This window comes from Comamonas sp. UBA7528, assembly GCF_002479375.1.
GTDB lineage: Bacteria > Pseudomonadota > Gammaproteobacteria > Burkholderiales > Burkholderiaceae_C > Comamonas.
In genome coordinates this window covers 314,500-339,128 of the sequence record NZ_DLMU01000001.1, presented here as the reverse complement: position 1 = coordinate 339,128, position 24,629 = coordinate 314,500, and the positions used below count along the sequence as shown (strand labels likewise).

Sequence of the window (24,629 nt, the reverse complement as noted above, 5' to 3'; positions counted from 1 at the left end):
GGGCTGGGCCCGGGAGGATCTCTACAGCTTCTCGCGCTGGATGTTCCTGCAGCGCAAGGGGTTCGTCTGGCAGCGTGCCCGGCACCACCAGATGATCTGTGATGCCCTGATGCGGGTCTACCGTGGCGAGTGCAAGCGCCTGGTGATCAACATTCCGCCGCGCTATTCGAAGACCGAGTTGGCCGTGGTGAACTTCATCGCCTGGTGCTTTGGCAAGGTGCCCGACTGCGAGTTCATCCACGCCAGTTACTCCAGCGCCCTGGCCACGAACAACAGCACCAACGTGCGAGGCCTGGTGCAGCACGAGGCGTTCAAGGAGATTTTCCCTGGGCTGCAGTTGGCCAGCGATGCCCAGCACCACTGGAAAAACTCAGAAGGCGGCGTGATGTATGCCACCGGCACCGGCGGCACGATCACCGGCTTTGGCGCGGGCAAGCACCGGGAGGGGTTCGGCGGAGCCATCATCATCGATGACCCGCACAAGGCCGACGAGGCAACCTCGGACGTGATCCGCAAAGGGGTGATTGACTGGTTCCAGAACACGCTGGAGAGTCGCAAGAACAGCCCGGACACGCCCATCATCGTCATCATGCAGCGCCTGCACGAGGAGGACCTGGCGGGCTGGCTGCTTGGGGATCGCGGGGCTGACGGCAAGGGCCCCGCCGTGGCCGGCGGCAATGGCGAGATCTGGGAAAACCTGTGCCTGTCCGTGTGGAACGAGGACGAGACGCCGCTGTGGCCTGAGAAGCACGACGCAGACACCTTGCGCCGCATGGAGCAGGCTGCGCCCTATGTCTTTGCCGGCCAGTACCGGCAGTTACCGGCACCGCCTGCCGGGGGAACGATCCAGCCTGACATGCTGCAGGTCGTGGATGCCATCCCGCATAACGTGGTGGAGTGGTGCCGCGGCTGGGACTTGGGCGCATCGGCATCGGGCGACTTCACCGCCGGCGGCAAGATAGGGCGCCTGAGCGATGGCCGCTACATCATTGCCGACATGAAGCGTGAGCAGTTCGAGACGAACAAGCGGGATGCGCTTATCAAAAACACAGCCATGGCCGACGGCCGCATGCTGAAGCAAAGCCTGCCGCAGGACCCTGGCCAGGCCGGCAAGTCGCAGGTGCTGGCCTTTGCCAAGCTGCTGGCCGGCCACAACGTGCATTTCAGCCCGGAATCAGGCGACAAGGTGACGCGGGCCACACCCTTAGCCAGTCAAATCAACGCGGGGAATGTGCTGATGCTGCGGGGCCCCTGGAACAAGGCGTTCACTGATGAGTGCCGCCTGTTCCCGTTTGGTAAATATGATGATCAGGTGGATGCGGCAGCAAGAGGGTTCAATGGGCTGCTGCAGCCGACGGTTGGGATATTTACTTAGGCTGATCGAACTCAAGGATAAATTGGTAATTCTGACCTATGACGGTTAGTGTGAACATCGCTTCATCCCAGATCATTTCCTGATACTGGGGGGTGAATCTAGTGAAACGAAGACCATAGCTCTTAATTGTTTCATTGAAGTCTAGGTATGGGCCGTTGCCACTATACGGATTGGAATTGATTCTGAGATTAATCCTTGAGCCTCGAGTCTTTCCGAAAGTCAGTTTTGCGCTGACATCAAACTCAGTTTGATCTGCAGGATGTAGACCAAGCTCCTCCATGAGCATCCGGAGCGCTCCAATAGAATCTAAAGGGTCGTGCATTTTTTTCCTCCATTGATTTTCTATGTGCCGGGAGTATGGCAGACACCGGCTCCCTAGCATGGGCGCTATGCCTGAGATCGCCACCAATTCCCTCGACCTCTCCCGCGCCCGACGCGAATTCCTCGGCTCGCTGGGTCTCGACGCCAAGCGCCCCACAGCCTGGACCCAATACGGCTACAGCCAGCACGTCAGCTTCGACATGCTTTATGCCGCCTACGAGCGGGGCGGGGCAGGCCATGGCGCCGTGCACAAGCTGCTCGATGGCTGTTGGCAGAAGCTGCCACGGATCAAACGGCCGAACAGCGACAAGGAAAGTCCGTGGGAGAAGGGCGTAGGTAAGCTCCTGCGCAACGTGCGGGCCATGGCCAAGCTCAAGGACCTGGACCGGCGCAACATGGTGGGCCGCTATGCGGCTGTCATCTACCGGGTAGCAGACAGCAAAGCACTGGCCGAGCCGCTGCAGCGGGCGGCCAAGTTGGTCGACCTGATTCCGGTGTATGAGGACCAGCTCAAGGTCACCACTTGGCATACGGATCCGGCTGCAGAAAACTACGGCACGCCGGCCATGTTCCAGTACCGGAAGATCAGCCCGCCGGGCACCGAGACGCAAGGGCGCCCTGAGGAATGGGCTGATGTGCACCCCAGCCGTGTGCAGATCCTGGCCGAAGGGTCGACCGGGGATTTCTTTGAAGGCGTTCCACTGCTGCGCGCTGGCTTCAACCGGCTGGTTGACCTGGACAAGATTGCCGGCGGCTCAGGAGAGAGCTATCTCAAGAACAGCGCCCGGACCATCGTGTTCAAGTACGACGTAGGCGCCGCGCCCCAGGCCATCCCGGGGGACTATGGGGAGCCTGTCGAATCTGTGCGTGATGCACATGAAACCCAGGCGCGGGCCCTGAACCGCAGCACGGATGCCGCCATCGTCATGCAGGGTGGTGACGCTACGACCTTGCAGACGTCGATCAGCGATCCCACAGGGCCATGGACCGTGGCTGCCAACGAGTTTGCAGCATCGGTGCGCATCCCCTTCACCATCCTGTTCGGGCAGCAGACCGGGCGCCTAGCCAGTGATGAGGACAAGGCAGACTTTGCCAACCGCTGTGCCAGCCGCCAGGAGATGGAGCTCACTCCCATGCTGGAGGAGTTCATCGCCCGCATGCAGGCCGCCGGCATCATCGAGGCCGGTGAATTTGAAGTGGAGTGGCCACCGGTCAATGCGCCTTCGGAAAAAGACAAGGCCGAGCTGCTGGGCAAGATGACCGCCGCAATGCAACAGGCCTTCCAGGCGGGGTTGGTGGAGCCCCTGTTCGATGCCAACGAGCTGCGTGCTGTGATGGGCTTCGAGCAGCGCACCGATGATGGGATGCCTACGGAAGGCGATCCGGAGCAGACTGGCCAAGAGCAGGAAGAAGATGCGCGAGCGCCCGCGTAACCCGGCGATCCCGGGCACCGCACGTGACCGCACTGGGACGGCAGGCCTGCTGCGGAACGCCCTGGCGCAGATCAATCGTCGGTTCGATGGCCTGCGCAAGGATGTGCTGGCCATTTTCGACCGCATCCCGGTCTACGCCCTGAACGATGAGGCTGCGCTGGTGCGCTACGGCATCACGCCCGAAGTGATGGACATGACCATGCTGGAGATTGAGGCGGCACTGGACCGGTGGATTCAGAACGGGCGGGAGCCCAGGTACTTGTTCTGGTGGGATCCGTTCGTGAACCAGGCGGCGCAGCTGGGCACCGCGCAGAGCGTGGCCAACTTGGCCCAGCTGTCGTCGGTCTATGCCACAGCGCGCACGCTGGATCTGGTGATCAGCAGCGAGCCGTATCGCACCCGGGTGGGCCTGGCGCGCATCAAGAGCTATGAGCACTGGACCGGCTTGCGAGCCGAGGGGCAGAGCCGGCTTGCTGCAGTCATTGGCCGGGCGGTGGCCGATGGCCTGAACCCGCACGCGGCACGCAAGCTGATTGAGGAAGCCCTGGGCGTTACCAAGTCCAAGGCTGCGCAGTACGCCCAGACCGACATCACCGACACGCTGCGCCAGGCACGCTGGGCTGAGGCTGAAGCCACGACGCAGGAGCTGGGCATCAAGATTGGCATGCTGTGGACGTCTGCGCTGCAGCCCACCACCCGGGCCACGCACGCGATGCGCAATGGCCGGGTGTATTCGACCGATGAGGTGAGGGCGTTTTATGGCCGAGATGGCAACCGGTACAACTGCCACTGTGGGCAGACGGAGTGTTTGCTGGATGCAGACGGAAAGCCTATTTTGTCGAATAGGCTAACTAGAATGATGGAGGCTGAGCAGCAAAGTTGGGTGCTTGCTAAATCTTCTTATTAGCAATATAAATATATATATCTTAAATATGGGAAATATTTTTTTGAGGTATGCAGTATTAATTTTTTGTTTCGCCGCATTTTTATTTTTTGGAAATCTCTCACTTATTTCTTGGAAAATTAATGACTGGTGGGCGGTTTTGGCCTGTTTTTCTAGCTTTTTGGCCATATTAGGATTTTGTTTCTACTGGTTGTTTGATAATTTGGATTTTGCAGGAATTTTCTATAAATTTGCTGCCTTTGCTGCAACAGCATTCGGATGTCTATCTTTCATGAGTAGCTTGGGAGAGGCAACAAAAGACGCTCAAGCAAGTGTTGGGCTTCCGTCTTTCTTCCTAGAGATAAGCATGGGGCAAATTAGGACAGTTGATAGAAAAGCACAGATTTTGGCCGAGAATAGTATCGTTTCTTGTGCTATCGGCCCCTACTTGAAATATCATTCGCTAATTGGTTCAGCAACAGAGATAGTTTACTTCGGGCCACTGACCTCAATGCTCTTTGGTATTGTCAAATCTGATTCAAAAGAGCCCGCTGATTGTATTGATTTATATAGGGAGTTAATAACGATTCAGCCAAATCTTGAGAAGCACTTAGCATTAGATGAAGCTAGAGAATTGCGCGAGCGCATAGAAGCGCGCCGACGATAATCCTGCTCCCTAGCATGGCTTGCATCTACATGAGGCAAGTCCATGAGCACCAAGCGCGTTCACATCGTCAGCGCCGTCAATGCGGCCAACATCAGCAAGTCCGGCAACACGTACACCATCCGGGATGTCGTCGGCGCGGTCGACGACATCGTGATGAACCGTCGGTTGTACCCGGCAGACCAGCTCGCCGCCGGCGTCAAGAGCCTGAACGGCAAGCCTGCGCCCGCCGGCCACCCCAAGAACAGCAAGGGGCAGCACATTAGCGCTGCCAACGGCGAGGCCCTGGCCGCTGCTTGGATCGGTGCCTACTGCACCAATGCCCGGCACGAGGGCGGCCGGACCCTGACCGATATCTTGGTCAACGGCGACATGGCCATGGCGACGGAGCAGGGCAAGAAGCTGGTGGAGCGGCTGGATGCGGCTATTGCTGGCACGAATGCAGATCCCATCCACGTCAGCACGGGTCTGAACCTGATTGAGGTTGTGGCCAACGGTGAGAGCCACGGCAAGAAATACACCTCGATTGCCACCAACCTGCAGTACGACCACCTGGCCATCCTGCTGGATGAGGTGGGCGCGGGCACGCCAGAGCAGGGCGTGGGCATGTTCCTCAACAGCGAGGGCGGGGAAGATGCCATCGAGACCATCCAGGTGAACCAGGAGCCCGAAGACCGGCGCTACGAGGGCGCCATTGGCTGGCTGCGCAGCCTGTTCACCAACAAAGACATCAGCTTTGACCAAATTGCCAGCGGCCTTCAGCTCCTGGTGCCCGACTCCTGCTGGGTTCGGGAGGTTTTCCCAGGCTATGCGGTGTGGGTCGACCGCGATGGGAAGAACTGGCGCCAGGAGTATCACGCCTCCGAAAACGGCTCCGTAGCATGGGTTGGACAGCCTGTTGAAGTACTTCGGCAGGTTTCCTATGAACCTGTCACGAACCATCAGGAGATTGACATCGTGAAAGACCAAATCATTGCTGCGCTGAATGCTGCGGGCGTGAATGTCGATGGCCTCACCGAAGCGCAGCTGCTGCAGGCCTACAACTCCGTGGTGGCCAAACCCCACCAGGAGGCACTGGCTGCTGCGAACTCGAAGGTCGCTGAATTTGAAGCAGCCAAGACCGCTGCCGAGAACAGCGAACGCGATGCACTGGCCGCCGAACTGGCAACCAACAGCTCGCTGACTGCGGACGATTTCAAGGCCATGCCGCTGGCCCGCCTGAAAGAGCTGAAGGCGAAGGCCGCACCGGTGAGCGTGGGCAACAGCCAAGAGCAGAAGAAGCCCGGCGACGAGTTTGCGAGCTACTCCATCAACAGCCTGATCGATGAAGGGAAGAAGTAATCATGCCCAACCTGATCTACCGCGGTGCTCACGACAAGCACCCGCGCACGGTGTCGGACAAGCCGGTGGCTGCAGCCTTGCTGCCCGGTACGTTCGTGACCGAAGGCGCCGCCACGTTGACCCAGGCGGCTGCCTTCGGCCCTAAGGTGCGCCTGCTGGCACACCGTGACTTCTACGCCATCGCCGGAAGCTGGTTCAACGGCAGTGACCCGCTCAAGACAGCCTATGCGCCCAACGAGACGGGCGTGGCCTACGTTCTGGAGCCGGGCCAGCAGTACCAGGCCGCCATGGCCGCCGGGAACTACACCTTTGGCCAGCCATTGACCATCGGCGCCGCCGGCCGCCTGACCGCTGCTGCGGCCGGCAACGTGGTGGTGGCCTTCGCAGACAAGGCTGCCAACGTCGCTGCAGGTGATCTGCTGGACGTCGAAATCGCCAACCACTACACATTCGCTGCTTAAAAGAGGGAGCTCACATGCTTCGTTTCACCCCTGATCAAGAAACCGCGCTGCGTGCTGCCCGTACGGCCTTCAACGCGAGCGCCGCCACGCTGGCCACCAACTCCGCCTTTGCGGATGGCTTTGGCAATCCCCTGGTGGGCAATGCCGCCCAGGTGCCGCTGGATGCCTGGCGCTCCATCGACACCCAGGCCGTGCAACTGCAGCGCGACCAGCTCGTCGTGTTCAACCGCTTGGCCGCCGCCAGCTCGCGCCCTGTCGGCATGGGCGAGCTGGTCAATTACTTCCCGAAGATCAGCGATTCGGGCGAGGTGCACGTGTCCATGGACGGTCGCTCCGAAGGCAAGGCCGACCAGGCGCTGATCCAGTACGAAGGCACGCCTGTGCCCATCATCGACAGCCAGGCCCGCTTCGGCTGGCGTCAGATGGAAGTGCTGCGCCGCGGCGGTGGGTCGATCGACACCGACACGATCGCCAACCACCAGCGCAAGGTGGCCGAGAAGCTGGAAGACATCGCGCTGAACGGCTTCGCCGGCATCGATGTGGGGGGCTCCAAGATCTATGGCCTGCGCAACTTCCCGCAGCGCAGCACCGGTGTGCACGGCTTCACCCTGAAGGGCGCGAGCGGCGCCCAGTGGCTGGAGGTGTTCGAAGAACAGGTGAACATGCACCTGGCGGACAACGCTTTCGGGCGCATCACGGTGTTCATGAACTACGGCGACTACACGTACGCCGATATCAACGAGTTCACGGCGGGCTACCCGAAGACCATCCTGCAGCGCATCCGCGAGATCAGCCAGATCGCTGAGATCGTGCCGGTGCCACGCCTGGCTGCCGACGAGCTGATTTCGATCGCCAACATGACCTCCGGCCAGTGGGGCCGCATCCTGAACGGCATGCCTCTGGCTACCCGTCCCAAGGTGCGCTTGAATCCGGAAGACGACTACGTGTTCGGCGTGATCGCCTCGGCCGTGCCGCAGTTCAAGAGCGACTATGAAGGCCGCTCGCAGATCGCCCACGCGACGAAGGCATGACCATGAAGGTTCGCGTTACCAATCTGAAGGGCCCCTGGCCCACGGGCGCCAAGGTCGGCGATGTCGTTGCGTTCGATGGCGAGGCCGTGCCGGCCTGGGCCGTTGGCAAGTGCATCATGGTGCCGGACGATGTCAGCGAGGCTTTCCACTATGAGCCGAAGGTGGTCACGGGCGGCGGCTACGACCGGGCGCACCAAGCGCGTGAAGCGGCGATTCAGGACGCCTTCGGTGACTTGCGCGCTGAGCGTGACCAGGCGCTGCAGCAGCTTGAATCCGCTCAGGCCGCTCTCGCGACCGCACTCGATCGCGAAGCCGGCCTGCAGCATCAGTTGGATGAGGCGCTTGCGGCAGCAGCCGGTCCGGTCGCAAAGACGCGCACAGACCTGAACGCCGAAGCTGAGAAGCTGGGCATCAAGGTCGACGGGCGATGGTCGGATGAACGCTTGGCTGAAGAGATCGCGAAGGCAGGCAAGAAATGATCACGAGCACGCAAGCGCAGCAGTACCTGGATTCCGTGTTGGGCGTGAGCGTGCCCGTGTTCCTTCTGGATGCTGCCGTGGCCCGTGTCGCCACAGCCGAGCAGGCCATGGTGGATGCGGGCTACGCCAGCCACACCCAAATTCTGGTCCAGTGCATGGCCGTGGCCCTGGTGGCAGCCGCTGGCGATCCGCGCCGCCTTTCTAGCCAGGGGGCTCCCTCTGGGGCCTCGCGCGGCTTCAAGTACAAGGATGGCGACCTGACGGCCTTGAGACGCTCGCTGGCGGCACTGGATACGGCCGGCACGGTGGCAGCCATTGTTGGGCCTGACCCAGCTGGCGGCGCATTCATGTTTGTGGTGAATGGGTAGGTGTCAGGCGATTATTTAGGCTTAGAGCGTTGAGCCATTCATAAAAATTGCACCTGTGACGACACCTTTTCCTAGCATTATCAGTCCTCCAGGAGTCATCATTAGATCGGCGCTTTGGTAAATCAAAGCATCGTTTATTAAGAAATTCATTCCAAACGGTGTTGGCACGGCTGAGTAGGAGAATGGGTCGAAGAAATGGTATTTGGATATGGTCACTCCATTTGCGCCTACGCTTGCATCGACCCCCGTGAGAACCACGGCATGGCCAATTCCCGGGCCATTTTGGAATGTAAGTATTACAGGCTTCTTCTGCTTTAGCTGGTTGAAAAGCACGGTAGGCAATGGCCATCCTAAGACGAACTGCCCAGATACGACGGTCGATTCGCCGTTAATATCTTTAACTACGCCATTTGTTGAGGAGACCATCTGAGGTAATGATCCAGGAGCATTGTTGGTTCCTCCTGTAACGAGCTGAACAATTTTGTCTTGTTCCAGCTCTACACCTTGATAGGACAAGACCATTTCAGCGCTAGATGCCCAGCACCACATGGTCTGAGTTTGGCGTCGGTAGTGTGGTTGGAATTCGTCTTGCGTTATCCCAATAAATTCCGCAAAAGCATGGTTTGCCGTTGCAATCAAAACCAGTATTGCGCAGATGCTTCTAAGGTGTTTAAGCATATTCTTCCTCTTGTCTAGGGGATACGTCGGCAAGAGGAACTTTGCTCTAGAAACAAATTGTTAGCAATAGCCATTTTTCGGACTCCCTAGCATGCATAGATATGTCTGCATCCGCATCTTGGTCCTACACCGCTAAAGCAACCCATTGGCCACTCCTTGGCCGCGACGACTGGTCTGGCCAGAACACCTATGGGCCTCCGGTAGTTTTCGACTGCGACTACAAGGCTGAAGCCGTTCGGTCCGCGGACGCTGGCGGCACGTCACCGCAAACCGGAGTGGAGCTGGCCTTGCGCCAAGTGCTCTACACCGAATACGCGGTGGTCAAGCAGGGCGACTATGTCCTGATTGGCGAGAGTGCTGAAGCCGATCCGATTGCGGCTGGCGCTGCGGAGGTCCGCACGGTGGTGCGGGACGCTGACACCTTCGACCGGATCGCTGACGACTATAGGATCCTGACGTAATGGCCAAAGCACGAGTTACCAACCGGCTGCCGCAGTTCGCACGCATGGTTCAGGACAAGGGTGTCAAGGGCGTCACCCAGGCGCCGATCCTGGGGGCGTCCGAGGCCTCGGTGATGACGCCCATAGATACCTCCGCGCTGCTGAACAGCCAGTATCGGCGCGTGGAGCAAGAGGGCTCGAAAGTGGTGGGCACGGTCGGCTACACGGCAGAGTACGCGGTGTCGGTGCATGACCCAAACGTGAAGCAGAAATTCCGCCGGACAAGCGCCGAGAAGGAGTTTCTTGCCAAGGGCTTCGAGAACGCCGAGCCCAATATCCGCGCAGTTGTCATCGGATCGATCAAGACATGACGGCGAGCGAAGTCCTGCGCGAACTACTTGCGCCAGCGCTGGCCGGCTGGCGGTTCCAGTTTGGCCGCTGGACCGATAGCGGGAATGCCGAGCGTTATGCCGTTCTACGGCCAATGGGCGGGCCCGCTGTTGGGCTGGTTCGCAAGCCCGCTTTCAGCTTGGTGCTAATAGGCAATAAATCCGACGCCGCAGGCACCCCGGAGGGCAAGGCCCAGGAGCTCATTGCGCTACTGATGGACGAGACAGGCTCCCTAGCATTCATTGAACCAGGAGAGCCGGTCTACTGGGCTACCGATGACGGGCGCCCGGTGGCCGAACTGGCCATCTCAACCATCATGAATCGATAAGGAGCTCCCCATGGGCGCACACGTAGGACGCGACGTAAAGGTCGAATTTGCCTTGAAGCCGGAGGCGCTGCCCAAGCCGGCCGCCGACGATTACAAGGTGCTGGGCATGATGCGTGCCAAGGCCTTGAACACCACCTGGGATACGGTGGACACCACGGCAGACAAGTCGCCGAATTTCACCAAGACCAGCCTGGTGACGTTCAAGAACGTGGAGTTCTCGGGCGATGGCGTGAGCTACGACGACGACGTGCACAACCAGTTCCTGCTGGAAAAGCATGTCGTGTCACCCCCGGCCGAGACCGGCTACCAGCCCAAGGTGTGGTTCAAGATCACGTACCCCGGCGGCAAGGTCTACGAAGGCCCGTTCATTGTCAGCTCGTGGTCGAACGACAGCCCGTATGCCAACGAAGCCACTTGGAGCATCAGCGCGGCCAGCAACGGCAATGTGGAGCTGACCTTGCCCGAAGGGCCCTGATGCTCACAGAGCATGGCCTGTCTCGGGTGGTGATGCCTGATGGCCAGGAATTCACCTTTCGGCCAACCTTTCGCCGGGTAGCCGAACTGGGCCGGCCGCGTGAAGTGGTGCAGATCTTCCGCGGCCTATTTGGTCGGCAGGCCCTGCTGAATGCACGATACGTCCTGGCCATCATGTGCGATCAGGATGATGTGTCACCTTTGATCGGCTGGTTGGACCTGGGGCAAGGCTGGCAGTCTGGGGCCATGCCCGTTCAAGAGCAGGTATGCCTGGCCGCCCACCTGATGCGTCATGGCATGGTGGGTAAGCCAGAAGGTGGAGGAAAGGGCGGGAAGGTTGCCGAAGAGTTCCAGGCGGCAGAGTACGTTGCCGCAGCCCGTGTGCACCTGGGTATGAGCGCCGAAGAGGCGGAGGCGCTCAGCATGACCGAGTTCCAGGCCTTGTTCGAGATGAAGTTTCCGGACGCTAAGAAGAAGCGGGATGTTCCAACGCGTGAGGAGTACCGGGCGGCGATGGAGGCAACTCATGCGAAGTGAATGGCTGACACAAGGTGTCAAAGAGAAGAGTTTTTCCGTTGTCGCGGGCGCCAGCGGCTTCATCTAGCAAGTTCGCTCCACAAGTCATCGAACCGCGCTGCAACGAACTGCGCGTAAAGGAGATCCATGCCAATTAAGGGAACACGAACTATCGACATAGGTGAGGTTCTTGAATCGAAGGCGTAGCCTTCCCCGCCTCCGTCAGACCCAAACAGAATCAAGCCAGGCGCATACTGATCCGATTCGTAGTCATGATTAAACTGAACAAGTTCTTCCGACTTCCAGAGGACCAAATAATTTTCTCCAACAAACCCTTCTCCTCCATCATGTTGCTGTAAAAACTGCACGTAGTCAGAAGGCAGCGGGGCTTGGAGCAAGGCTGTAGCAATCTCAAGTGCGCCCAGGGGTGGCGCTGGGTTTAGCTGCCAAGTCTTCAGAATTTTTTCGAGTTGCATGGTGGAAATTGTCTTCGATATCTGCCATGAATGCCGCTCTGCAACTGGTCCCTGAGGTCTGTGCGTTAACGACGAGCAACGGCGGCAACGAAAAAACAGCGGCGCTCTAGTGGATGCAGGCTGTTTGGAGAGGACTCTGCAGAGCTCGATTAACCGTAGCGAAAGTACTGGTGGTTTTAGCTCAAGAGCTGCGGGGAAAAGTCCCAACGTACTTTGACGATCGTCGCAAGCCTCTAGTCATCTTCACCGCATAGCATGGTCACTCCAATAAAGGGGAGAGACTTATGAAAATCGCATTCCTGGCTATCGCTTTCGCCGCAGCCACATCCACGCAAGCTGCACCTTCGGTTCACGCAGCCGGCACCACGTCTTTTGTGTCGGGCAAATCTGCTGCTGGAGCGGTGTCGTTTGAGGCAGCAGGCCGCAAAGGAAGCAAGCGCGTTGGAGGCAAGGGCCGCAGCGGTAAAGGCGGTCACTACGTGGGTGGCCACAAGTAAGCGCAAGAAAGCCTGAAACGAAAAAGCCCCTCGAGAGGGGCTTTTTATTGGGAATTCAGTAGACGGCCTGAATCCACATCTTGACTGTTTGCCACTTGTCACCAGCGGCGCGGAAGCTCAGCAACTCCGGGCACTGCTTTTTGAGGTTTGCATAGAAGGTCAGCATGTCTTGTGACAGCTTCCCACTGCTGTTGTCTTGTAGCCATGTCTTCCAGAGCTCAACAATCTGTTTTTTCGCTTCGGCTTGAGTCATTCGTCTCTCGCTGTGTTTTGCTGTAATAGGGTTAGACAGGGGTCACTTGCCAAGTGGAACCCACCCCAAATGCAGCTTTGCACTTAGGACAGGATTCGGAGAGAAATGGGATGATGGCGTTGCAATTTGGACACTCGCCTTTTGGACCATTCTCAAGGGCTGTTTGGTGCAGCTTCCGAAGCTCAACAGCCTCCATGACAGGATCCTTCCAATCGGATGAAACCAGCAAGCGTTTCGTAGCTGAGGAAAATTCAGTCTCAGAAATTTGACCAGCTTCACGTTGAGCGCGGAGGATGGCGAGACGGGACTCCAGCCATACGGGGTCGAGCCGCCGGAGCTTGACGAAGACATGGGCCAGAGCAATTCGCAATGCGCCTGGCTCAAGCCCGCCATAGTGCAAATGCAGCTCACCAAAGTTGGTGATCAACGTGAGAAAGGTGTGTACCGTTGTCTTGCTGGTCAGAAGGTTCAGCACGCCGGCGATGGCAATGCCTTCCAGCGCTCCTTCAGCACCAAAGCCGCCGCCGATAAAGCCGCCACCGGTCGATACAGAGCCGGGACCAGAAATATTCAATTCGGCAAGCTCGCTGTAGTTGACGGAGGCTGTTCGGGTGGAACTGGCGCAATGGACGCCTTGTTCATCAAACCCGAGGTTGAGCTTGCTGCCTACGCTAAAAGGGAACCCGTTTGCACCCAGAACGGTGCATTCATTGAGTGTGGGACTATTTGAATTCACTGAAGACATTTCTCCTCCTGCGGGAGATTATGTCGTGTGTGCTTCGCGGATGATCTTCATGGCACGCAATTTTCCATCCACAAGGCTACTGAAGCATGCGAGCACGGCATGAGCCAGAGAGGCAGTCAGGCTGGCACAGAAGAGGCGGTTAAGAGGGGGAAAAGTGAAGCCCGCGCGAGGCGGGCTTTTGCTGCTGTAATTGGCGAGTCTCAATTGGATTTTGGCTTCACTTTCACTTTGAGGCTTGGCTCAAGATCGCTGAGGTTCGTTGCATGCCTTTTGCTGCGGTCCAAGAAAACTTCCAGCTCATCTTTCCAATCGCCTTGGTCTTCCAAGTCTTTGAAGCTAACCAAAAGATCGGATGCAGCGATTTCTGCAGCTTGTTCGGCAACCCTTTTAACAAGCATCTGCAGCTTCGAGTGGGGTTGTATTGCGCCAACGGACAGTACTCTGCTGTCTGACGCAGTCCAAGCAAACGACTTCTCCAGCCGCGCCACGATCTCCGCGTTCATGGAGCGCCCTGACTGCTTGGATGCAGCTTCGATCTGGTCTTTGAGATCGGCCGGCAGCCTGATCTTCATTTGTGGGTCTTCACGGCTCATTGGACGATGATAAACCACAGTGATCCACGTGGGTATTGCATGAGTGGATCACCGTGGTGCATACTGCATTCAATGGATCACGGTGGTTCATTGAAAGGGAAGCATGCAAGGTAACAAATCACGAGCACCGTCCCCGGTGCGCATCCCCGAAGAGCTCAAGCAATGGCTAAAGCACAAGGCGGTCGACAACTTCCGTTCTCTGAACGGGGAGATCGTTGCCCGCCTAGAGCGAAGCCGCAAGGAGGATGAGGCCCAACATGCAAGCGTGGCCTGAAAAGAGTGAAGCCCTGACGGCGGCAACCGGCAGGGCTTCGAGTGAAGTAACCCAAGCTATCAAACAAGGATCCAACGTGATCAATTCTAAAGCACTGACCATCGGAACAACAAGTGTCCGCCAAGTGGGTGAGCTGTACTCGTTGAACGACTTGCATCATGCGAGCGGTGGAGCGGACAAGCATGCGCCCAATCAGTTCACGCGGCTGGAGCAGACACTAGCCCTGATTGCCGAGATTAAATCCGCAGATCAGCGGAATTGCATCGAGACACGCCGTGGAAAGCGCGGCGGCACCTACGTCTGTAAGGAGCTCGTCATCGCTTACGCAGCCTGGATCAGCGCTGCATTCCACCTCAAGGTGATCCGCGTGTTCTTGGCGGCGGCCACGCCATTTAGCGTCCACGCCGACCAAACCCTGAGCCAAGAGCAGGCCGATACCTTGCGCAACATGCTGACCGGCAGCGTCAAGAAGCTGCCCCATGAAAAGCAGGCCGGTGCGATGGTGAAGGGCTGGGCCAAGCTGAAGTCCCACTTCAAGACTGACTACCGGCACATTCCGGCGGAGGAGTTCCACGAGGCCGTGAACATCCTGGCGCGACACATTGCCGAGTGGGAGGTGGTGGATGATGCACCGTCGCCGGCCACGGACAACGAAAAGATCAAGCATGCCTATGCCTTGGCTTCCGAGGTGGCAAAGCAGGCTGCGATGACGGTGTTCAATGCAGTGGTGGATGACCAGGATGTGCACAAGCACGACCGCTGGATGTTCCACATGGACTGGCATGCACGTGATGGTGTGCCTGCGGCATGGGCGAAGCCGGTTGAGGGGAGTGCGATGGTCGTGTCCATGGCCGACTTGCCCCGCAGGCTGCTGGAGCCAAACGGAATGCTGCCGACGAACAAGGAACTGGCGGACCTGGCCACGGCGTGCAACCAGCGCCTGGCGCAGCGCTTGCAGTATGAAGCCTCGAAGCCGGGTGCCATCGGGGTGTAGCGTCCCTAGCATGCCTCTGGAACATCCGGAGTGCATGCTGTGGCAGAGAAAGTCGGCGAGATCTATTACGACGTGACGCTAGACCTTGATCAGATGATCAAGGATCAGCGCCGGGCGCAGCAGAACCTGAACAAGACGGCCGATAGCCTGCAGCGGTTGGCGCCGATTGCTGCGGCCGCCAAGGCTGCGCTGTCCGGCCTGGCGGTGATGAAGATCATCGACATGGCTGATGAGTGGGGCCAGTACGCCAGCCGTATCAAGCAGGCCACCAAGAGCACGGAGGAATATGCGCTGGTTCAGGAGCGCATGCTGCAGTCCGCGAACCAGACGTTCCGCTCCATCAACGAAACCCGGGAATCATTCATCCAGCTCTCACCGGTGCTGCGCGAGATGGGGCTTTCGCTTGGGCAATCCATCGATGTGATCGACACCTTCAGCGGCTTGCTGGTGGTGAATGCCGCCAGCACTGAGAAGGCCAAAGGCGCCCAGGATGCGCTGGCCAAGTCCTTGCAGAAGGGCAAGATCGACGCGGATGCCTGGATGAGCATCTATTCCACCCTGGACAGCGTGGTGGACATCATTGCCGAGAGCAGTGGCAAGAGCGCGGAGGAGATCCGAAAGCTGGGTGCCGAGGGCAAGCTGGGCATTGACCTGTTCGTGAATGCGCTTTCCGATGGCTCTGCCAAGGTAGCCAAGCAGGTGGCGGAGATGCCGACCACGGTGCGCGATGCCATTCAGTCGGTCACGAATGGGCTGCAAGAGTACATAGGCTGGAGCAACGAGGCCCATGGAATTACCACGACCATCGCCGGGGTTGTGAAAGCGCTGGGAGAGAACTTCAACACTCTGGCGGATGTGGCGCTGCTGGCAGTGACAGCCGGTCTGGCGCGCTACGTTGGAGGCATGACTGCTGCGGCGGTGGCCACCGCTGCAAAGACTGCGGCTGCGAGGAGTGCGGCCGTTGCTGAATTGGCTTTGGCTGAGGCAGAGGTTGCGCAAACTGCAGCAGCGTTGGCAAAAGTGCGAGCACTTTCTGCGATGACCGCAAACACGACCCAGGTAACGGCGGCCACTCTAGCGCTGGAGGTGGCCGAGAAGCGTCTCGCAGCGGCCCAAGCTGTCGCAGTTGCCTCCTCCACAGCATTGGGCGCGGCCTTGAAAGGCATCTTGGGCTTTCTGGGTGGACCGGTGGGCATCGCTGTCATGGTGGCTTTGGCAGCCGCGAGCGTGTTCAAGTTTGGTGATAGCGCGGCCAAGGCTGCGCCCAAAGTAGATCTGCTGACCACTGCTGTAAATGAACTTGGCGATGCAAATCTGAAGTTGATGCGCACGGAGTTAATGAAGAAGGTCTCAGAGATGACCGCCTTTGACTCTGCGGCAGGAAAAGCCAACGCGCGGATCGAAACCCTCAATAGCAACCTGCGGCAATTCCCGAGCCATGCAAAGGCCAAGGAGTGGAGGGAAGAGATCGAGAGGCTTGAGGCTTCGACAGAAACTGAGTCTGAAGCGCTGGGCAAGATGCGCGATCAACTGAAGAAAGTTGAGGATGAGCTTGCGGCACGGCAGAAAGGCGTGAGCACTACTCGCGTGACCCGCAGCGACCCTGAGGTGCAAAAGCGGCTGGCGGCCATGCGTGAAGAGGAGGAGCTTGCCAAATTGACGGGGGTGGCCCGGGCGCGGCTCCAGGCCATCCAGAAGCTCGGAAGCAATGCCACGGCAGAAGAGCGTGCTGAAGCGGAGAGGCTTGCCACCTCCATCTACAACCTGGAGCAGGCGCAGAAGAAGCTGAACGAAACCGCCAAGGCAGGGAAGTTTGACAGCAAGAGCTACTTGCTTGGCCTGCGCGCAGATGCAACGGAGGCGGGGCTTGCCAAGATTGATGCCGATGAGCGCGAGGCGTTGAGCAAGCACAAGAAGCTGCTTGATGAGCGAAAGCTGACGGATCAGGAGTACGAGGAGGGCGCGACCTCCATTCGGCAAAAGGCGGCACAGAGCCGTGCCGAAATAGCGCGGCGTGAAGCGGCAGATGCGCTGATGGTCACCAATGCGGAGTTGGCCGCGCGCCGGCAACTGCAGGTGGAGATCGCGCGGCAGGATGCTGACATCGCCGGGGCCTCTATGGGGGACCGTGCCAGAGAGGAGATGGAGCAGCGTCTGCAGCTCGTCCAGCAGTTTGCCCAGCGGGCTCAGCAGATTGAAGATCAACGGCGGACGGCGCTGGCCCAGGCCGACGAAAAAGACCGCGCGCGCATTGGCAAGATGTACGACGAAGTGCTGCGCATCGAGGAGGGCTACCAAAGCAAGTCCTTAGCGGCTTACGACGAGTACGTGCTGCGCAAGCGCAGTACCGATGAAGACTGGATGAATGGCGCAAGCCGCGCCTGGCAGAACTATGCAGAGCAGGCCAGGGATGCTGCCAGCCAAGCACAGAGCCTGTTTGAGAAGGGCTTCCAAGGCATGGAGGATATGGCTGTAGGTTTTGCGATGAGGACCAAAATTGACTTCAAAAGCATGACCGAATCCATCATTGCTGACCTTATCCGAATCCAGGTCCGGGCCAGCATGGTGCAACTGCTTGGCGGGTCGAATGGTGGCGGTGGGGGTGGCTTGTTTGGGACCTTGCTCAGCGGCGTGAGCTCTTTCTTTGGTGGCGGCACGCCCGTTGGCGGTGCGGGTAATGCCGGCTACGGCGACTACTCCAGTGCCGGCCTGGCTGCCGCGTTCAGCGGCAAGCGCGAGAACGGCGGAAATGTGTCTGCCGGCAAGATGTACGAGGTGAACGAGCGCGGCGATCCGGAGCTGCTGACCGTGGGCAACAAGCAGCTGCTGATGATGGCAGGCCAGTCTGGATCGGTGACGCCACTTGGAGGGATGGAGGTGGCCAGCGTTCCATCGCCAGAGGGGCGAGGTGGCGGATGGTCTGGGGCTGCGCCAATTATCAATATGAAGTTCATCGGTGCCCCGTCTCAGCCCGAGGTCAAGCAAAGCAGTTCGGGCCCTGGTCAATTCGATGTCGAGGTAATTTTCAAACAGGTCGATAGACGCTTTGCCGATGGCATCAGCAACGGCAGCAGCAGTTCTTACCGTGCGATGAAGGGGAGATTTGGTCTAGGGGATGGCTGATTTTGTCTCCCTAGCATGCCTTTCATGGCATCGCTTCCCGAGTACGTTTCAATTCTCTTCCCCGGTCAGTCCGAGTCTTTTGACCCGGCGATCGTGCGTACGGAAATGGAGCGCGGGCTTGCGAAGCAGCGCGTGGGTAACAGCAAGGTGCTGCGCAAGCTAAATGCCACGCTTCTGTTTGCATCCCAAGTGGATGTGAATGCCTTCGAGGACTGGTACTTCAACGGGATCAAGCGGATTGGTTTCTTCGAAGTTCACCATCCCCGCACGGGACGTTTGACGCTCATGCGGTTTGAAGGAGCCGACATTGGTGAGCTGCTGCCCGCGGTCAGCGGCTACCACGTGGCCACTCGAGCGGTTGTCCTGGAGTGCTTGGGATGACCGCCTTCCACACGCGCAACCAGCGCATCACCGATGACGTGGGTTTTGTGCAGCTGCTGGAGGTCACCAACCCCAGCTTTTCCGAGCCGATGCTGATCTGCAATGACGTCCAGGACTTTGTGAGCCAGGGCAAGTCCTACACCGGCCTGCCTTTTGGTTTCACCTTGCCTGACGACGTGAGCGGCAGTGCGCCACGCATGCGCCTCGCCATGGACAACGTGGGCCGCGGTGTCAGCGATGAGCTGGAGCGCCGCCAGCCCGGCACCACCACCATGGCCAAGCTGATCGTGGTGGGTCGTGATACGCCTGACCGGCATGAGCATGTGTTCTGGCTGCCCATGTCCAGCGTCAGCATCAGCGGCGCCAGTGCCCAGGCCAGCTGCAGCGTGGACGAGGTCACCCGCCAGTCGGCCTGCAAGCAGATGGCCACGCCTTTCACCTTGTCGGGGATCTTTTGATGCTGGAGCGCATTGAAGCCCTGGTGGGCATTGCTTATGACCCGCGCCACATGGACTGCGCCGACCTTGCCATGCGGGTGCAACAGCAGGTGTTTGGCCGTGCGGTGCTGCTGGCAGGCCGGCGGCCGCGCCCGCTGGACAGCGCAGCCCAGGCCCGGGAGATCGCTGCCATGAGCGCCCAGCTGGCAGACCCGGTACCGCGCCCGCAAGACGGCGATGCCGTGCTGATGCGCGAAGTAGGCGCTACGCACGCAGGCCATATAGGCACTTACTTTTTTATCAACTACACGCCGTATGTGTTGCATGTGGCCGCCTGGATGCAGGGGGGCAGCACGCTGCACCGGCTGCAAGAGCTGTCGGGCCTGGGCCTGACGGTGGAGGGGTACTACCGATGGAAATGACCCGCGCTGAAGCCGCTGCTGTGGCTGCCGTGGATGGCATGCCTGCCGAGCTGCTGGATGCCATGGGCCGCCTGGTGGTTACGCCGCATGCGCTGACCATCGACGGCCAGCGCAATGTGCCGGCGGATCTGCAGCCCGGCGAGAGCCTGGCCGTGTTCCTGGGCCGGCATGTGCCCGGCATTGAATCCGGCGCCTGGGTGGTGAGCATTGGCGGGTCCATGGTGCCGCGCGCCATGTGGCCCCACGCCTACCCCAAGCACGGCATGCACATTGCCTGCCGTGCCGTGGTGGCCAAGCAGGCCGTGGCGTTGGTGGCCATTGCTGCGCTGACGTACTTCTCTGGTGGCCTTGCCGCTGGGCTGTACGGCGCAATGGGTGGCACCTACGTGGCTGCCTCTGCAGGGTTTGCACTGGCAGCGATCCAGGCCGGCATCGTCATTGCCGGCTCCATGCTGATCAACAAGGTGCTGGGCCCCAAGGTGCCCAAGGTCGGCGATGTGGCCGCTGCGCGCCAGGTCTACAGCCTGAGCAGCCAGCGCAACAGTGCGCGGCTCTACGAGCCTTTGCCGGTGCTGTGGGGGGAGATGCGTGTCTCGCCCGACCTGGCCAGCCAGTCCTACACCTGGCCTGAAGGGGAAGACCAGTACATGTCCGTGATCTTGCTGGGTGGCATCAATGTGCACACGGCAGCGGATCTGGCCATCGGTGATACGTCCATCACCGCATACACCGATGTGAGCGTGTTCCACAATGGCTTCAGTGGCATGCCCAGCGTGGCAGTGCCCCTGTACAGCAACGTGGACACCATTGCCGGTGGTGAGCTTCCTGACACCACAGCGTGGGTGACGCGCACCAGCTCTGCCGGCGCCATCGGCTTGCATGTGGACCTGGAGTACCAGCTCTTTATCCAGGGCAACAAGGGGTTGAAGCGGGCCTACCTGAATCTGGAGGCGCAGTACCGCGCGGTGGGCACTACGGCGTGGCAGAACCTTTTTGCCCCCAAGCAGCTGAGCAACAACACGACAGAGAACCGGCGCGCCACCTTCGGTAAAACCGTTCCGTCGGGGCAGTACGAGGTGCGCATGCGCCGCCTGGACGGACCGAACCCGGACAAGACCACGCGCCAGGTGGCCTGGACAGCGCTGCGCACCATCCAGGCCGATACCACCGACTACAGCCAGTGGGGCCGCATCGGCATCAAGATCAAGGCCACGGGGCAGCTCTCTGGCAGCCTGGACACGCTGCGTGCGACTTATCGCGCACGTCCGCTGCCGGTGTGGGATGGGCTGGCGTGGGCGACTGCCACCACCCGCGAGGAGGGGCTGAGCAACCCGGGCGCCATCATCTTGCAGACCTTGCGCGGCGTGTACGCCAAGGACCGCAATGGCAAGGATGTGCTGCAGTGGGGCTACGGCATGTCGGACGAGCAGATCGACATCGAGGGCCTCAAAGCCTTCATGCTGCACTGCAAGGCCAAGGGCTACACCTATGACCGCTGGGTGACGCAGCAGATGTCGCTGCAGCAGTTCTGCGATGAAGTGGCTCTGGCCGGCATGGGACAGTTCACCTGGACCGATGGCAGCCGGCCCACGGTGGCCTTTGTCAGCAGCGGCCAGCCCATCAGCGCCGTGGTCAACATGGCCAATATGAAAAAGGCTGGCTTCAGCGTGGACTACGTGCTGGGCAATGCGGCCGACGGCATCGAGTACCAGTACCTGGACCGCAACACCTGGGAGACCAAGACGCTGCGCGTGATGGCCCCGGGCGTGACCACCATGCTCAACCCGGCGCGGGTGACGGGCGAGGGTGTGACCAGTGAGGCGCATGCCGCCGTACTGGCGCGTTACCACCTGGCGCAAAGCCTGTACCAGTTCAAGACGGTGAATTTTCAGGCGGACATCGAGCACCTGGATTACCGCCGCCTGAGCGTGCTGTCCGTGTCGCACGACCTGACGCAGTGGGGCTTTGGCGGCCGTGTGATGGCCGCGCAGATCGTGGGCAGCAAGATCCGGCTGCAGCTCGATGAACCGGTGCCGCCGCTGGCTACGCCCCACATGGGCCTGCGCATCCCGGGCGAGCGCGACTACCGCGTGTGGCCCATGGTGCCGATGGCCGAAGCCTCGGACGTGGTGGAGCTGGTGGGCGAGTGGCCTGCCGGTGTGGCGTTCCCCGGCGATGGCCTGGACAACCCCGCGCACGACACGCTGTGGTGCGCGGACTTCAAGCCCACGCCGGGCTACCGCGTGCGCGTGACCGGCATTGAGCCCGAGAGCGACCTGTCCGGCGCAGCCGTCTCCTGTGTGCCTGAAGGGCCGGAGTTCTGGGACTACGTGCTCAACGGCACCTATGTGCCCGCGCCCAACCAGAGCACCCTCCCCCAACTGGGCCGGCCGAACGCCCGCGACCTGCGCGTGCAGGAGCAGGTCAATGTGCAAGGGGACACCGAGTGGTATGAGCTGCATGTGCAGTGGGAGGTAGACGGCGACTATGACCACGCTCAGGTCTGGGCGGGCCGTGACGGCAGCGAACTGCGCCTGGTGGACGGCAATGCCACGGGCACCCGCACCACCTTCCGCATCGATGGTGCGGGGGAATGGCTGATCGAAGTGCGGCCCTTCAGCCCGGGCGGCCGTGTGGGGCAGTCGGCTGCGCTGCTGTACATCACGACGGCGACGCAGGTGCCGCCCCGCAACCCGGGGGAATTTGCTGTGATGCAGGTCGATGGCGGCCTGCGCCGGTTTATGTGGTCGTACGCGGGCGACAAGCCCGCCGCGCTGGCCGGGGTGCAGATCCGCTACTTGCCCGGTGATGTGCCTTTGACGGAGGCCAGCTGGGAGGGCATGCAGCCGCTGGGGGTGGCTGACGATGTCTACACCGCCCAGTTCGAGACCACCAAGCCGGAAGCCGGGCAGTGGACCTTTGGACTGCGTGCGATCGACACGGCAGGGCTGCTGGCCCCAGGCGTGGTGCGCACCGTGGTGCAGCTGGACGGGGTGTTTGACGACATCTTCCAGCCAGACCTGACGCCGCCGCCCACGCCCACGGGGTTCCAGGCCTCTGCAGCGCTGACAAGTGCCACGCTGCAGACGGATCTGCCCACCTATGAGCAAGGCCACGGCCATGCCAGCAGCAATTTCTATGTGGCTGAGGTCACGGCAGAGGTGCCGAACCCCGGGTTTGCTGCTGCGCGCCTTGCGGCTGCCGGACCGGAGCATATCGCCACGGCAGCAGTCGAGCTGGGCAAGACCTACCGCTTCTGGGCCAAGTGGAAGACGGTGGACGGCGTGGAATCGCTGCAGCCCGCTGGCCCGGTCACCTTGACCGTGGGCAAGGTCGGCAACAGCGACCTGGGCGCGCTGGTGGTGGAGGCTGAAAACCTGGCCAACAGCGCGGTGACGGCAGCCAAGCTGGCGGCACAGGCCGTGGATGCGACCAAGTTTGCCAGCGGCATCGAGCCGGTGGGCATTGTGGCAAGCGGGGCCCTGCCCACGGTCAAGGGCACCAGCACCATCGTGTATGGCGGCAAGCTGTACCGGTGGGATGGCAGCAAGTACACGGCAGCCACGGCTGCGGCGGATGTGTCCGGGCAGATCGGGGCCACCCAGATTGCGGACGGTGCGATCAGCACCCCCAAGCTGGCAGCCAATGCGGTGACGGCCGCGGCTATTGCAGCCGGAGCCATCACGGCAGCCAAGCTGGCCGCTGACTCTGTGACGGCGGCAGCCATCGCTGCAGGGGCTGTGAATGCCGAGCAGATTGCGGCTGGGGCGATCACGGCCAGCAAGATGGTGATCTCAGACGCCAGCACCCTGGTGCCCGACCCCGAGTACATGGAGTTGGGTATGTGGACCTCGGCGGGTGCTTCAGTCCAGCTTCTTTCCAACGAGCCCAACCAGAACGCTGGTACGGCAAGTAAGAAAGTGCTCGGGGTATACCGCGTGGGTACTACTGCAGGCGTCCTTGCCGGGGTGCAATCAACGTCGTTCCCTGTCAAGCACTCTGCGGCTTACACGCTTCGTACTGCAGTCTGGCCGAACGCCGCGGGTTCGTGGCGTGTGTCGATCCTCTGGTACAACCCGGCGGGAAATTTGGTTTCACAGACAAATTTCAATGACTCTGCTGTGGGCGCTGGTTGGCGGCAGGTGTTCCTTCAAGCCACAGCGCCCACTACCACTACGAGTGCCCGGGTCGTTTGCTATATCGACGAGGGTAGCGCAGCTACCTATCTCCGCGTCGGAAAGCTAAGGGTTGCAGAAGCGACCTCGGCCGAACTGATCGTCGACGGCGCCATCACGGCCGCCAAGATGGCCGCCAACGCCATCGCGGTGGGCACGGCCGCGATCCAGGACGGCGCCATTGTGAACGCCATGATCGGCAATCTGTCCGCAGACAAGATCACGGCGGGCACCTTGGCTGCTGCGCGCATTGCGGCGGGGTCCATCACGGCCTCGCACCTGGCCACCAACTCCGTGACCACGGACAAGATTGCTGCAGGCTCCGTGACGGCCAATGAACTGTCGGTAGCCGCTGTGACGGCGGCCAAGATCGCAGCCAAGACGATCACAGCGGCCCAGCTCGCTGCCGGCGCTGTGACGGCTACCGAGATCAATGTGTCTTCGCTGAGCGCTATTGCGGCGAACCTGGGGACTGTGACGGCGGGGCGCATCCAGAACGCGGCGAACACCTCGTTTTGGAACCTGGGTGCCACCGGCGCGACGCGCATGTTCCAGCTAGGCAGTGACCTGTCGTACGACGAGGCCAACGGCCTGCGCCTGAGCAAGCTCAACGTGATCGAGATGGCCCAACTGGCGCCCGGTAGCGTGAGCCAGAGCCGGGCGTTTTCTGGAGGGCCGGTAACGATCACAAGAAACACAGCGTGGAGCACCATCCTGAGTTTCACTTTGCCAGCGGGGAAGTCTGCCGTTCTCTCGGGGTTCGGGGACTACGTTTTCAACAGCCTGGATGACAACGCGACGTCGGCAAACGTCAGGCTTTACGAGGCCGATCTGCAGGTCGTTGTGGGCAGCGCCGTGGCGATGCTTATCTCGCTCTCTCCAACCGGCCGATCAGATGGGGGCAGCAACTCAAAGTTGTTCAGCATCCCCGGGTGTGTGGCCGATGGCTCGATGACGGGCACTACCAGTATCTCCATTCATGTCCGTAGCGTTTCGGTTAGCCCTGCTGCAACCAATCAGCGCCAGGTGAATTCTTTGACCTTGAACGCTCTCATCGTTAATCGTTAACCAAAAGGT

At 60.3% G+C, this 24,629-nt stretch carries 27 protein-coding genes; 22 read left to right on the top strand and 5 right to left on the bottom strand.

The genetic code is table 11. The features are described 5' to 3' along the window. The first annotated feature begins 40 nt into the window (after window positions 1-40). The 9 genes from terL to B3349_RS01515 all read left to right on the top strand — a co-directional run bounded on the left by terL (window position 41) and on the right by B3349_RS01515 (window position 8,356). Complete coding sequence (terL, locus tag B3349_RS01555; protein WP_291585806.1) at window positions 41-1,375, top strand: phage terminase large subunit; 1,335 nt, start codon at window positions 41-43, stop codon at window positions 1,373-1,375. Between the two features lie 389 nt (window positions 1,376-1,764). After that, entirely contained in the window at window positions 1,765-3,129 is a 1,365-nt protein-coding gene (locus B3349_RS01550) for an anti-CBASS protein Acb1 family protein (protein ID WP_291585804.1), read from the top strand. Further along, complete coding sequence (locus B3349_RS01545; RefSeq protein WP_291585802.1) at window positions 3,110-4,036, top strand: phage minor head protein; 927 nt, start codon at window positions 3,110-3,112, stop codon at window positions 4,034-4,036. The genes B3349_RS01550 and B3349_RS01545 overlap by 20 nt, the downstream gene beginning before the upstream one ends. A gap of 25 nt (window positions 4,037-4,061) precedes the next feature. After that, window positions 4,062-4,679, top strand: coding sequence for a hypothetical protein (locus B3349_RS01540; RefSeq protein ID WP_291585800.1), 618 nt, complete (start codon window positions 4,062-4,064; stop codon window positions 4,677-4,679). 42 nt (window positions 4,680-4,721) lie between these two features. Next, window positions 4,722-6,017 (top strand): DUF2213 domain-containing protein, encoded by a 1,296-nt coding sequence (locus B3349_RS01535; RefSeq protein WP_291585798.1) that lies wholly within the window; start codon window positions 4,722-4,724, stop codon window positions 6,015-6,017. Between the two features lie 2 nt (window positions 6,018-6,019). Then, on the top strand, window positions 6,020-6,478 hold the full coding sequence (locus B3349_RS01530) for a hypothetical protein (protein WP_291585796.1): 459 nt from the start codon (window positions 6,020-6,022) through the stop codon (window positions 6,476-6,478). Between the two features lie 14 nt (window positions 6,479-6,492). Further along, window positions 6,493-7,509 (top strand): major capsid protein, encoded by a 1,017-nt coding sequence (locus B3349_RS01525; RefSeq protein WP_291585795.1) that lies wholly within the window; start codon window positions 6,493-6,495, stop codon window positions 7,507-7,509. 2 nt (window positions 7,510-7,511) lie between these two features. Then, window positions 7,512-7,988, top strand: a complete 477-nt coding sequence (locus tag B3349_RS01520; protein ID WP_291585792.1) for a hypothetical protein — start codon at window positions 7,512-7,514, stop codon at window positions 7,986-7,988. Next, the gene (locus B3349_RS01515; RefSeq protein WP_291585790.1) at window positions 7,985-8,356 is read left to right on the top strand and encodes a DUF7370 family protein; all 372 of its coding nucleotides are present in this window, start codon (window positions 7,985-7,987) and stop codon (window positions 8,354-8,356) included. Before B3349_RS01520 ends, B3349_RS01515 begins: the two co-directional genes overlap by 4 nt. A 21-nt stretch (window positions 8,357-8,377) precedes the next feature. Here B3349_RS01515 and B3349_RS01510 read toward each other — a convergent pair whose 3' ends face one another. Further along, window positions 8,378-9,034: a C39 family peptidase gene (locus B3349_RS01510; RefSeq protein ID WP_291585788.1), complete on the bottom strand. Its 657-nt coding sequence runs from the start codon at window positions 9,032-9,034 to the stop codon at window positions 8,378-8,380. 101 nt (window positions 9,035-9,135) lie between these two features. On the opposite strand from B3349_RS01510, the gene B3349_RS01505 reads away from it, so the two are divergent. From B3349_RS01505 to B3349_RS01485, 5 genes are read left to right on the top strand one after another with little or no spacing between them, the layout of a single operon-like run. After that, window positions 9,136-9,495, top strand: coding sequence for a hypothetical protein (locus B3349_RS01505; protein WP_291585786.1), 360 nt, complete (start codon window positions 9,136-9,138; stop codon window positions 9,493-9,495). Continuing rightward, on the top strand, window positions 9,495-9,845 hold the full coding sequence (locus B3349_RS01500) for a hypothetical protein (RefSeq protein ID WP_291585784.1): 351 nt from the start codon (window positions 9,495-9,497) through the stop codon (window positions 9,843-9,845). Before B3349_RS01505 ends, B3349_RS01500 begins: the two co-directional genes overlap by 1 nt. Further along, window positions 9,842-10,192 (top strand): phage tail termination protein, encoded by a 351-nt coding sequence (locus B3349_RS01495; protein ID WP_291585782.1) that lies wholly within the window; start codon window positions 9,842-9,844, stop codon window positions 10,190-10,192. Before B3349_RS01500 ends, B3349_RS01495 begins: the two co-directional genes overlap by 4 nt. Before the next feature lie 10 nt (window positions 10,193-10,202). Then, window positions 10,203-10,667 (top strand): phage tail tube protein, encoded by a 465-nt coding sequence (locus B3349_RS01490; protein ID WP_291585780.1) that lies wholly within the window; start codon window positions 10,203-10,205, stop codon window positions 10,665-10,667. Next, a complete protein-coding gene (locus B3349_RS01485; protein ID WP_291585777.1) occupies window positions 10,667-11,203 on the top strand; it encodes a DUF6246 family protein in 537 nt (178 codons plus the stop codon). Before B3349_RS01490 ends, B3349_RS01485 begins: the two co-directional genes overlap by 1 nt. Window positions 11,204-11,262: 59 nt before the next feature. On the opposite strand, the gene B3349_RS01480 is transcribed toward B3349_RS01485, so the two are convergent. Continuing rightward, complete coding sequence (locus B3349_RS01480; protein WP_291585776.1) at window positions 11,263-11,658, bottom strand: SMI1/KNR4 family protein; 396 nt, start codon at window positions 11,656-11,658, stop codon at window positions 11,263-11,265. Window positions 11,659-11,942: 284 nt separating this feature from the next. Here B3349_RS01480 and B3349_RS01475 point away from each other — a divergent pair, with 284 nt between their 5' ends. Continuing rightward, the gene (locus B3349_RS01475; RefSeq protein WP_291585774.1) at window positions 11,943-12,155 is read left to right on the top strand and encodes a hypothetical protein; all 213 of its coding nucleotides are present in this window, start codon (window positions 11,943-11,945) and stop codon (window positions 12,153-12,155) included. A gap of 55 nt (window positions 12,156-12,210) precedes the next feature. Here B3349_RS01475 and B3349_RS01470 read toward each other — a convergent pair whose 3' ends face one another. The 3 genes from B3349_RS01470 to B3349_RS01460 form a co-directional block, all read right to left on the bottom strand. Beyond that, window positions 12,211-12,408 (bottom strand): hypothetical protein, encoded by a 198-nt coding sequence (locus tag B3349_RS01470; RefSeq protein ID WP_291585772.1) that lies wholly within the window; start codon window positions 12,406-12,408, stop codon window positions 12,211-12,213. A 31-nt stretch (window positions 12,409-12,439) separates the two neighbouring features. Then, window positions 12,440-13,153 (bottom strand): hypothetical protein, encoded by a 714-nt coding sequence (locus B3349_RS01465; RefSeq protein WP_291585770.1) that lies wholly within the window; start codon window positions 13,151-13,153, stop codon window positions 12,440-12,442. 200 nt (window positions 13,154-13,353) lie between these two features. Next, the gene (locus tag B3349_RS01460; protein WP_291585768.1) at window positions 13,354-13,746 is read right to left on the bottom strand and encodes an Arc family DNA-binding protein; all 393 of its coding nucleotides are present in this window, start codon (window positions 13,744-13,746) and stop codon (window positions 13,354-13,356) included. A gap of 103 nt (window positions 13,747-13,849) precedes the next feature. Here B3349_RS01460 and B3349_RS01455 point away from each other — a divergent pair, with 103 nt between their 5' ends. The 7 genes from B3349_RS01455 to B3349_RS01425 are packed head-to-tail and all read left to right on the top strand — an operon-like array spanning window position 13,850 to window position 24,620. Beyond that, window positions 13,850-14,020 carry an Arc family DNA-binding protein gene (locus tag B3349_RS01455; RefSeq protein WP_218332391.1) on the top strand — a complete coding sequence of 57 codons (171 nt, stop codon included), beginning with the start codon at window positions 13,850-13,852 and terminating at the stop codon, window positions 14,018-14,020. After that, window positions 14,004-15,014, top strand: a complete 1,011-nt coding sequence (locus B3349_RS01450) for a KilA-N domain-containing protein (protein WP_291585763.1) — start codon at window positions 14,004-14,006, stop codon at window positions 15,012-15,014. The genes B3349_RS01455 and B3349_RS01450 overlap by 17 nt, the downstream gene beginning before the upstream one ends. Window positions 15,015-15,053: 39 nt before the next feature. Further along, window positions 15,054-18,137, top strand: coding sequence for a tape measure protein (locus B3349_RS01445; protein WP_291585761.1), 3,084 nt, complete (start codon window positions 15,054-15,056; stop codon window positions 18,135-18,137). A gap of 24 nt (window positions 18,138-18,161) precedes the next feature. After that, window positions 18,162-18,518, top strand: coding sequence for a hypothetical protein (locus B3349_RS01440; RefSeq protein ID WP_291585759.1), 357 nt, complete (start codon window positions 18,162-18,164; stop codon window positions 18,516-18,518). Beyond that, complete coding sequence (locus B3349_RS01435; RefSeq protein ID WP_291585757.1) at window positions 18,515-18,976, top strand: DUF1833 family protein; 462 nt, start codon at window positions 18,515-18,517, stop codon at window positions 18,974-18,976. Before B3349_RS01440 ends, B3349_RS01435 begins: the two co-directional genes overlap by 4 nt. Continuing rightward, on the top strand, window positions 18,976-19,377 hold the full coding sequence (locus B3349_RS01430) for a hypothetical protein (RefSeq protein WP_291585755.1): 402 nt from the start codon (window positions 18,976-18,978) through the stop codon (window positions 19,375-19,377). Before B3349_RS01435 ends, B3349_RS01430 begins: the two co-directional genes overlap by 1 nt. Further along, window positions 19,368-24,620 (top strand): host specificity factor TipJ family phage tail protein, encoded by a 5,253-nt coding sequence (locus B3349_RS01425; protein WP_291585752.1) that lies wholly within the window; start codon window positions 19,368-19,370, stop codon window positions 24,618-24,620. The genes B3349_RS01430 and B3349_RS01425 overlap by 10 nt, the downstream gene beginning before the upstream one ends. Window positions 24,621-24,629 lie beyond the last annotated feature (9 nt).

What these genes read in the sequence shown, in the direction of transcription:
- terL (WP_291585806.1), top strand. Translation starts at nt 41, where the DNA reads ATGTTCCTGCAGCGCAAGGGGTTCGTCTGGCAGCGTGCCCGGCACCAC.
- B3349_RS01550 (WP_291585804.1), top strand. Translation starts at nt 1,765, where the DNA reads ATGCCTGAGATCGCCACCAATTCCCTCGACCTCTCCCGCGCCCGACGC.
- B3349_RS01545 (WP_291585802.1), top strand. Translation starts at nt 3,110, where the DNA reads ATGCGCGAGCGCCCGCGTAACCCGGCGATCCCGGGCACCGCACGTGAC.
- B3349_RS01540 (WP_291585800.1), top strand. Translation starts at nt 4,062, where the DNA reads ATGGGAAATATTTTTTTGAGGTATGCAGTATTAATTTTTTGTTTCGCC.
- B3349_RS01535 (WP_291585798.1), top strand. Translation starts at nt 4,722, where the DNA reads ATGAGCACCAAGCGCGTTCACATCGTCAGCGCCGTCAATGCGGCCAAC.
- B3349_RS01530 (WP_291585796.1), top strand. Translation starts at nt 6,020, where the DNA reads ATGCCCAACCTGATCTACCGCGGTGCTCACGACAAGCACCCGCGCACG.
- B3349_RS01525 (WP_291585795.1), top strand. Translation starts at nt 6,493, where the DNA reads ATGCTTCGTTTCACCCCTGATCAAGAAACCGCGCTGCGTGCTGCCCGT.
- B3349_RS01520 (WP_291585792.1), top strand. Translation starts at nt 7,512, where the DNA reads ATGAAGGTTCGCGTTACCAATCTGAAGGGCCCCTGGCCCACGGGCGCC.
- B3349_RS01515 (WP_291585790.1), top strand. Translation starts at nt 7,985, where the DNA reads ATGATCACGAGCACGCAAGCGCAGCAGTACCTGGATTCCGTGTTGGGC.
- B3349_RS01510 (WP_291585788.1), bottom strand. Translation starts at nt 9,034, where the DNA reads ATGCTTAAACACCTTAGAAGCATCTGCGCAATACTGGTTTTGATTGCA.
- B3349_RS01505 (WP_291585786.1), top strand. Translation starts at nt 9,136, where the DNA reads ATGTCTGCATCCGCATCTTGGTCCTACACCGCTAAAGCAACCCATTGG.
- B3349_RS01500 (WP_291585784.1), top strand. Translation starts at nt 9,495, where the DNA reads ATGGCCAAAGCACGAGTTACCAACCGGCTGCCGCAGTTCGCACGCATG.
- B3349_RS01495 (WP_291585782.1), top strand. Translation starts at nt 9,842, where the DNA reads ATGACGGCGAGCGAAGTCCTGCGCGAACTACTTGCGCCAGCGCTGGCC.
- B3349_RS01490 (WP_291585780.1), top strand. Translation starts at nt 10,203, where the DNA reads ATGGGCGCACACGTAGGACGCGACGTAAAGGTCGAATTTGCCTTGAAG.
- B3349_RS01485 (WP_291585777.1), top strand. Translation starts at nt 10,667, where the DNA reads ATGCTCACAGAGCATGGCCTGTCTCGGGTGGTGATGCCTGATGGCCAG.
- B3349_RS01480 (WP_291585776.1), bottom strand. Translation starts at nt 11,658, where the DNA reads ATGCAACTCGAAAAAATTCTGAAGACTTGGCAGCTAAACCCAGCGCCA.
- B3349_RS01475 (WP_291585774.1), top strand. Translation starts at nt 11,943, where the DNA reads ATGAAAATCGCATTCCTGGCTATCGCTTTCGCCGCAGCCACATCCACG.
- B3349_RS01470 (WP_291585772.1), bottom strand. Translation starts at nt 12,408, where the DNA reads ATGACTCAAGCCGAAGCGAAAAAACAGATTGTTGAGCTCTGGAAGACA.
- B3349_RS01465 (WP_291585770.1), bottom strand. Translation starts at nt 13,153, where the DNA reads ATGTCTTCAGTGAATTCAAATAGTCCCACACTCAATGAATGCACCGTT.
- B3349_RS01460 (WP_291585768.1), bottom strand. Translation starts at nt 13,746, where the DNA reads ATGAGCCGTGAAGACCCACAAATGAAGATCAGGCTGCCGGCCGATCTC.
- B3349_RS01455 (WP_218332391.1), top strand. Translation starts at nt 13,850, where the DNA reads ATGCAAGGTAACAAATCACGAGCACCGTCCCCGGTGCGCATCCCCGAA.
- B3349_RS01450 (WP_291585763.1), top strand. Translation starts at nt 14,004, where the DNA reads ATGCAAGCGTGGCCTGAAAAGAGTGAAGCCCTGACGGCGGCAACCGGC.
- B3349_RS01440 (WP_291585759.1), top strand. Translation starts at nt 18,162, where the DNA reads ATGGCATCGCTTCCCGAGTACGTTTCAATTCTCTTCCCCGGTCAGTCC.
- B3349_RS01435 (WP_291585757.1), top strand. Translation starts at nt 18,515, where the DNA reads ATGACCGCCTTCCACACGCGCAACCAGCGCATCACCGATGACGTGGGT.
- B3349_RS01430 (WP_291585755.1), top strand. Translation starts at nt 18,976, where the DNA reads ATGCTGGAGCGCATTGAAGCCCTGGTGGGCATTGCTTATGACCCGCGC.
- B3349_RS01425 (WP_291585752.1), top strand. Translation starts at nt 19,368, where the DNA reads ATGGAAATGACCCGCGCTGAAGCCGCTGCTGTGGCTGCCGTGGATGGC.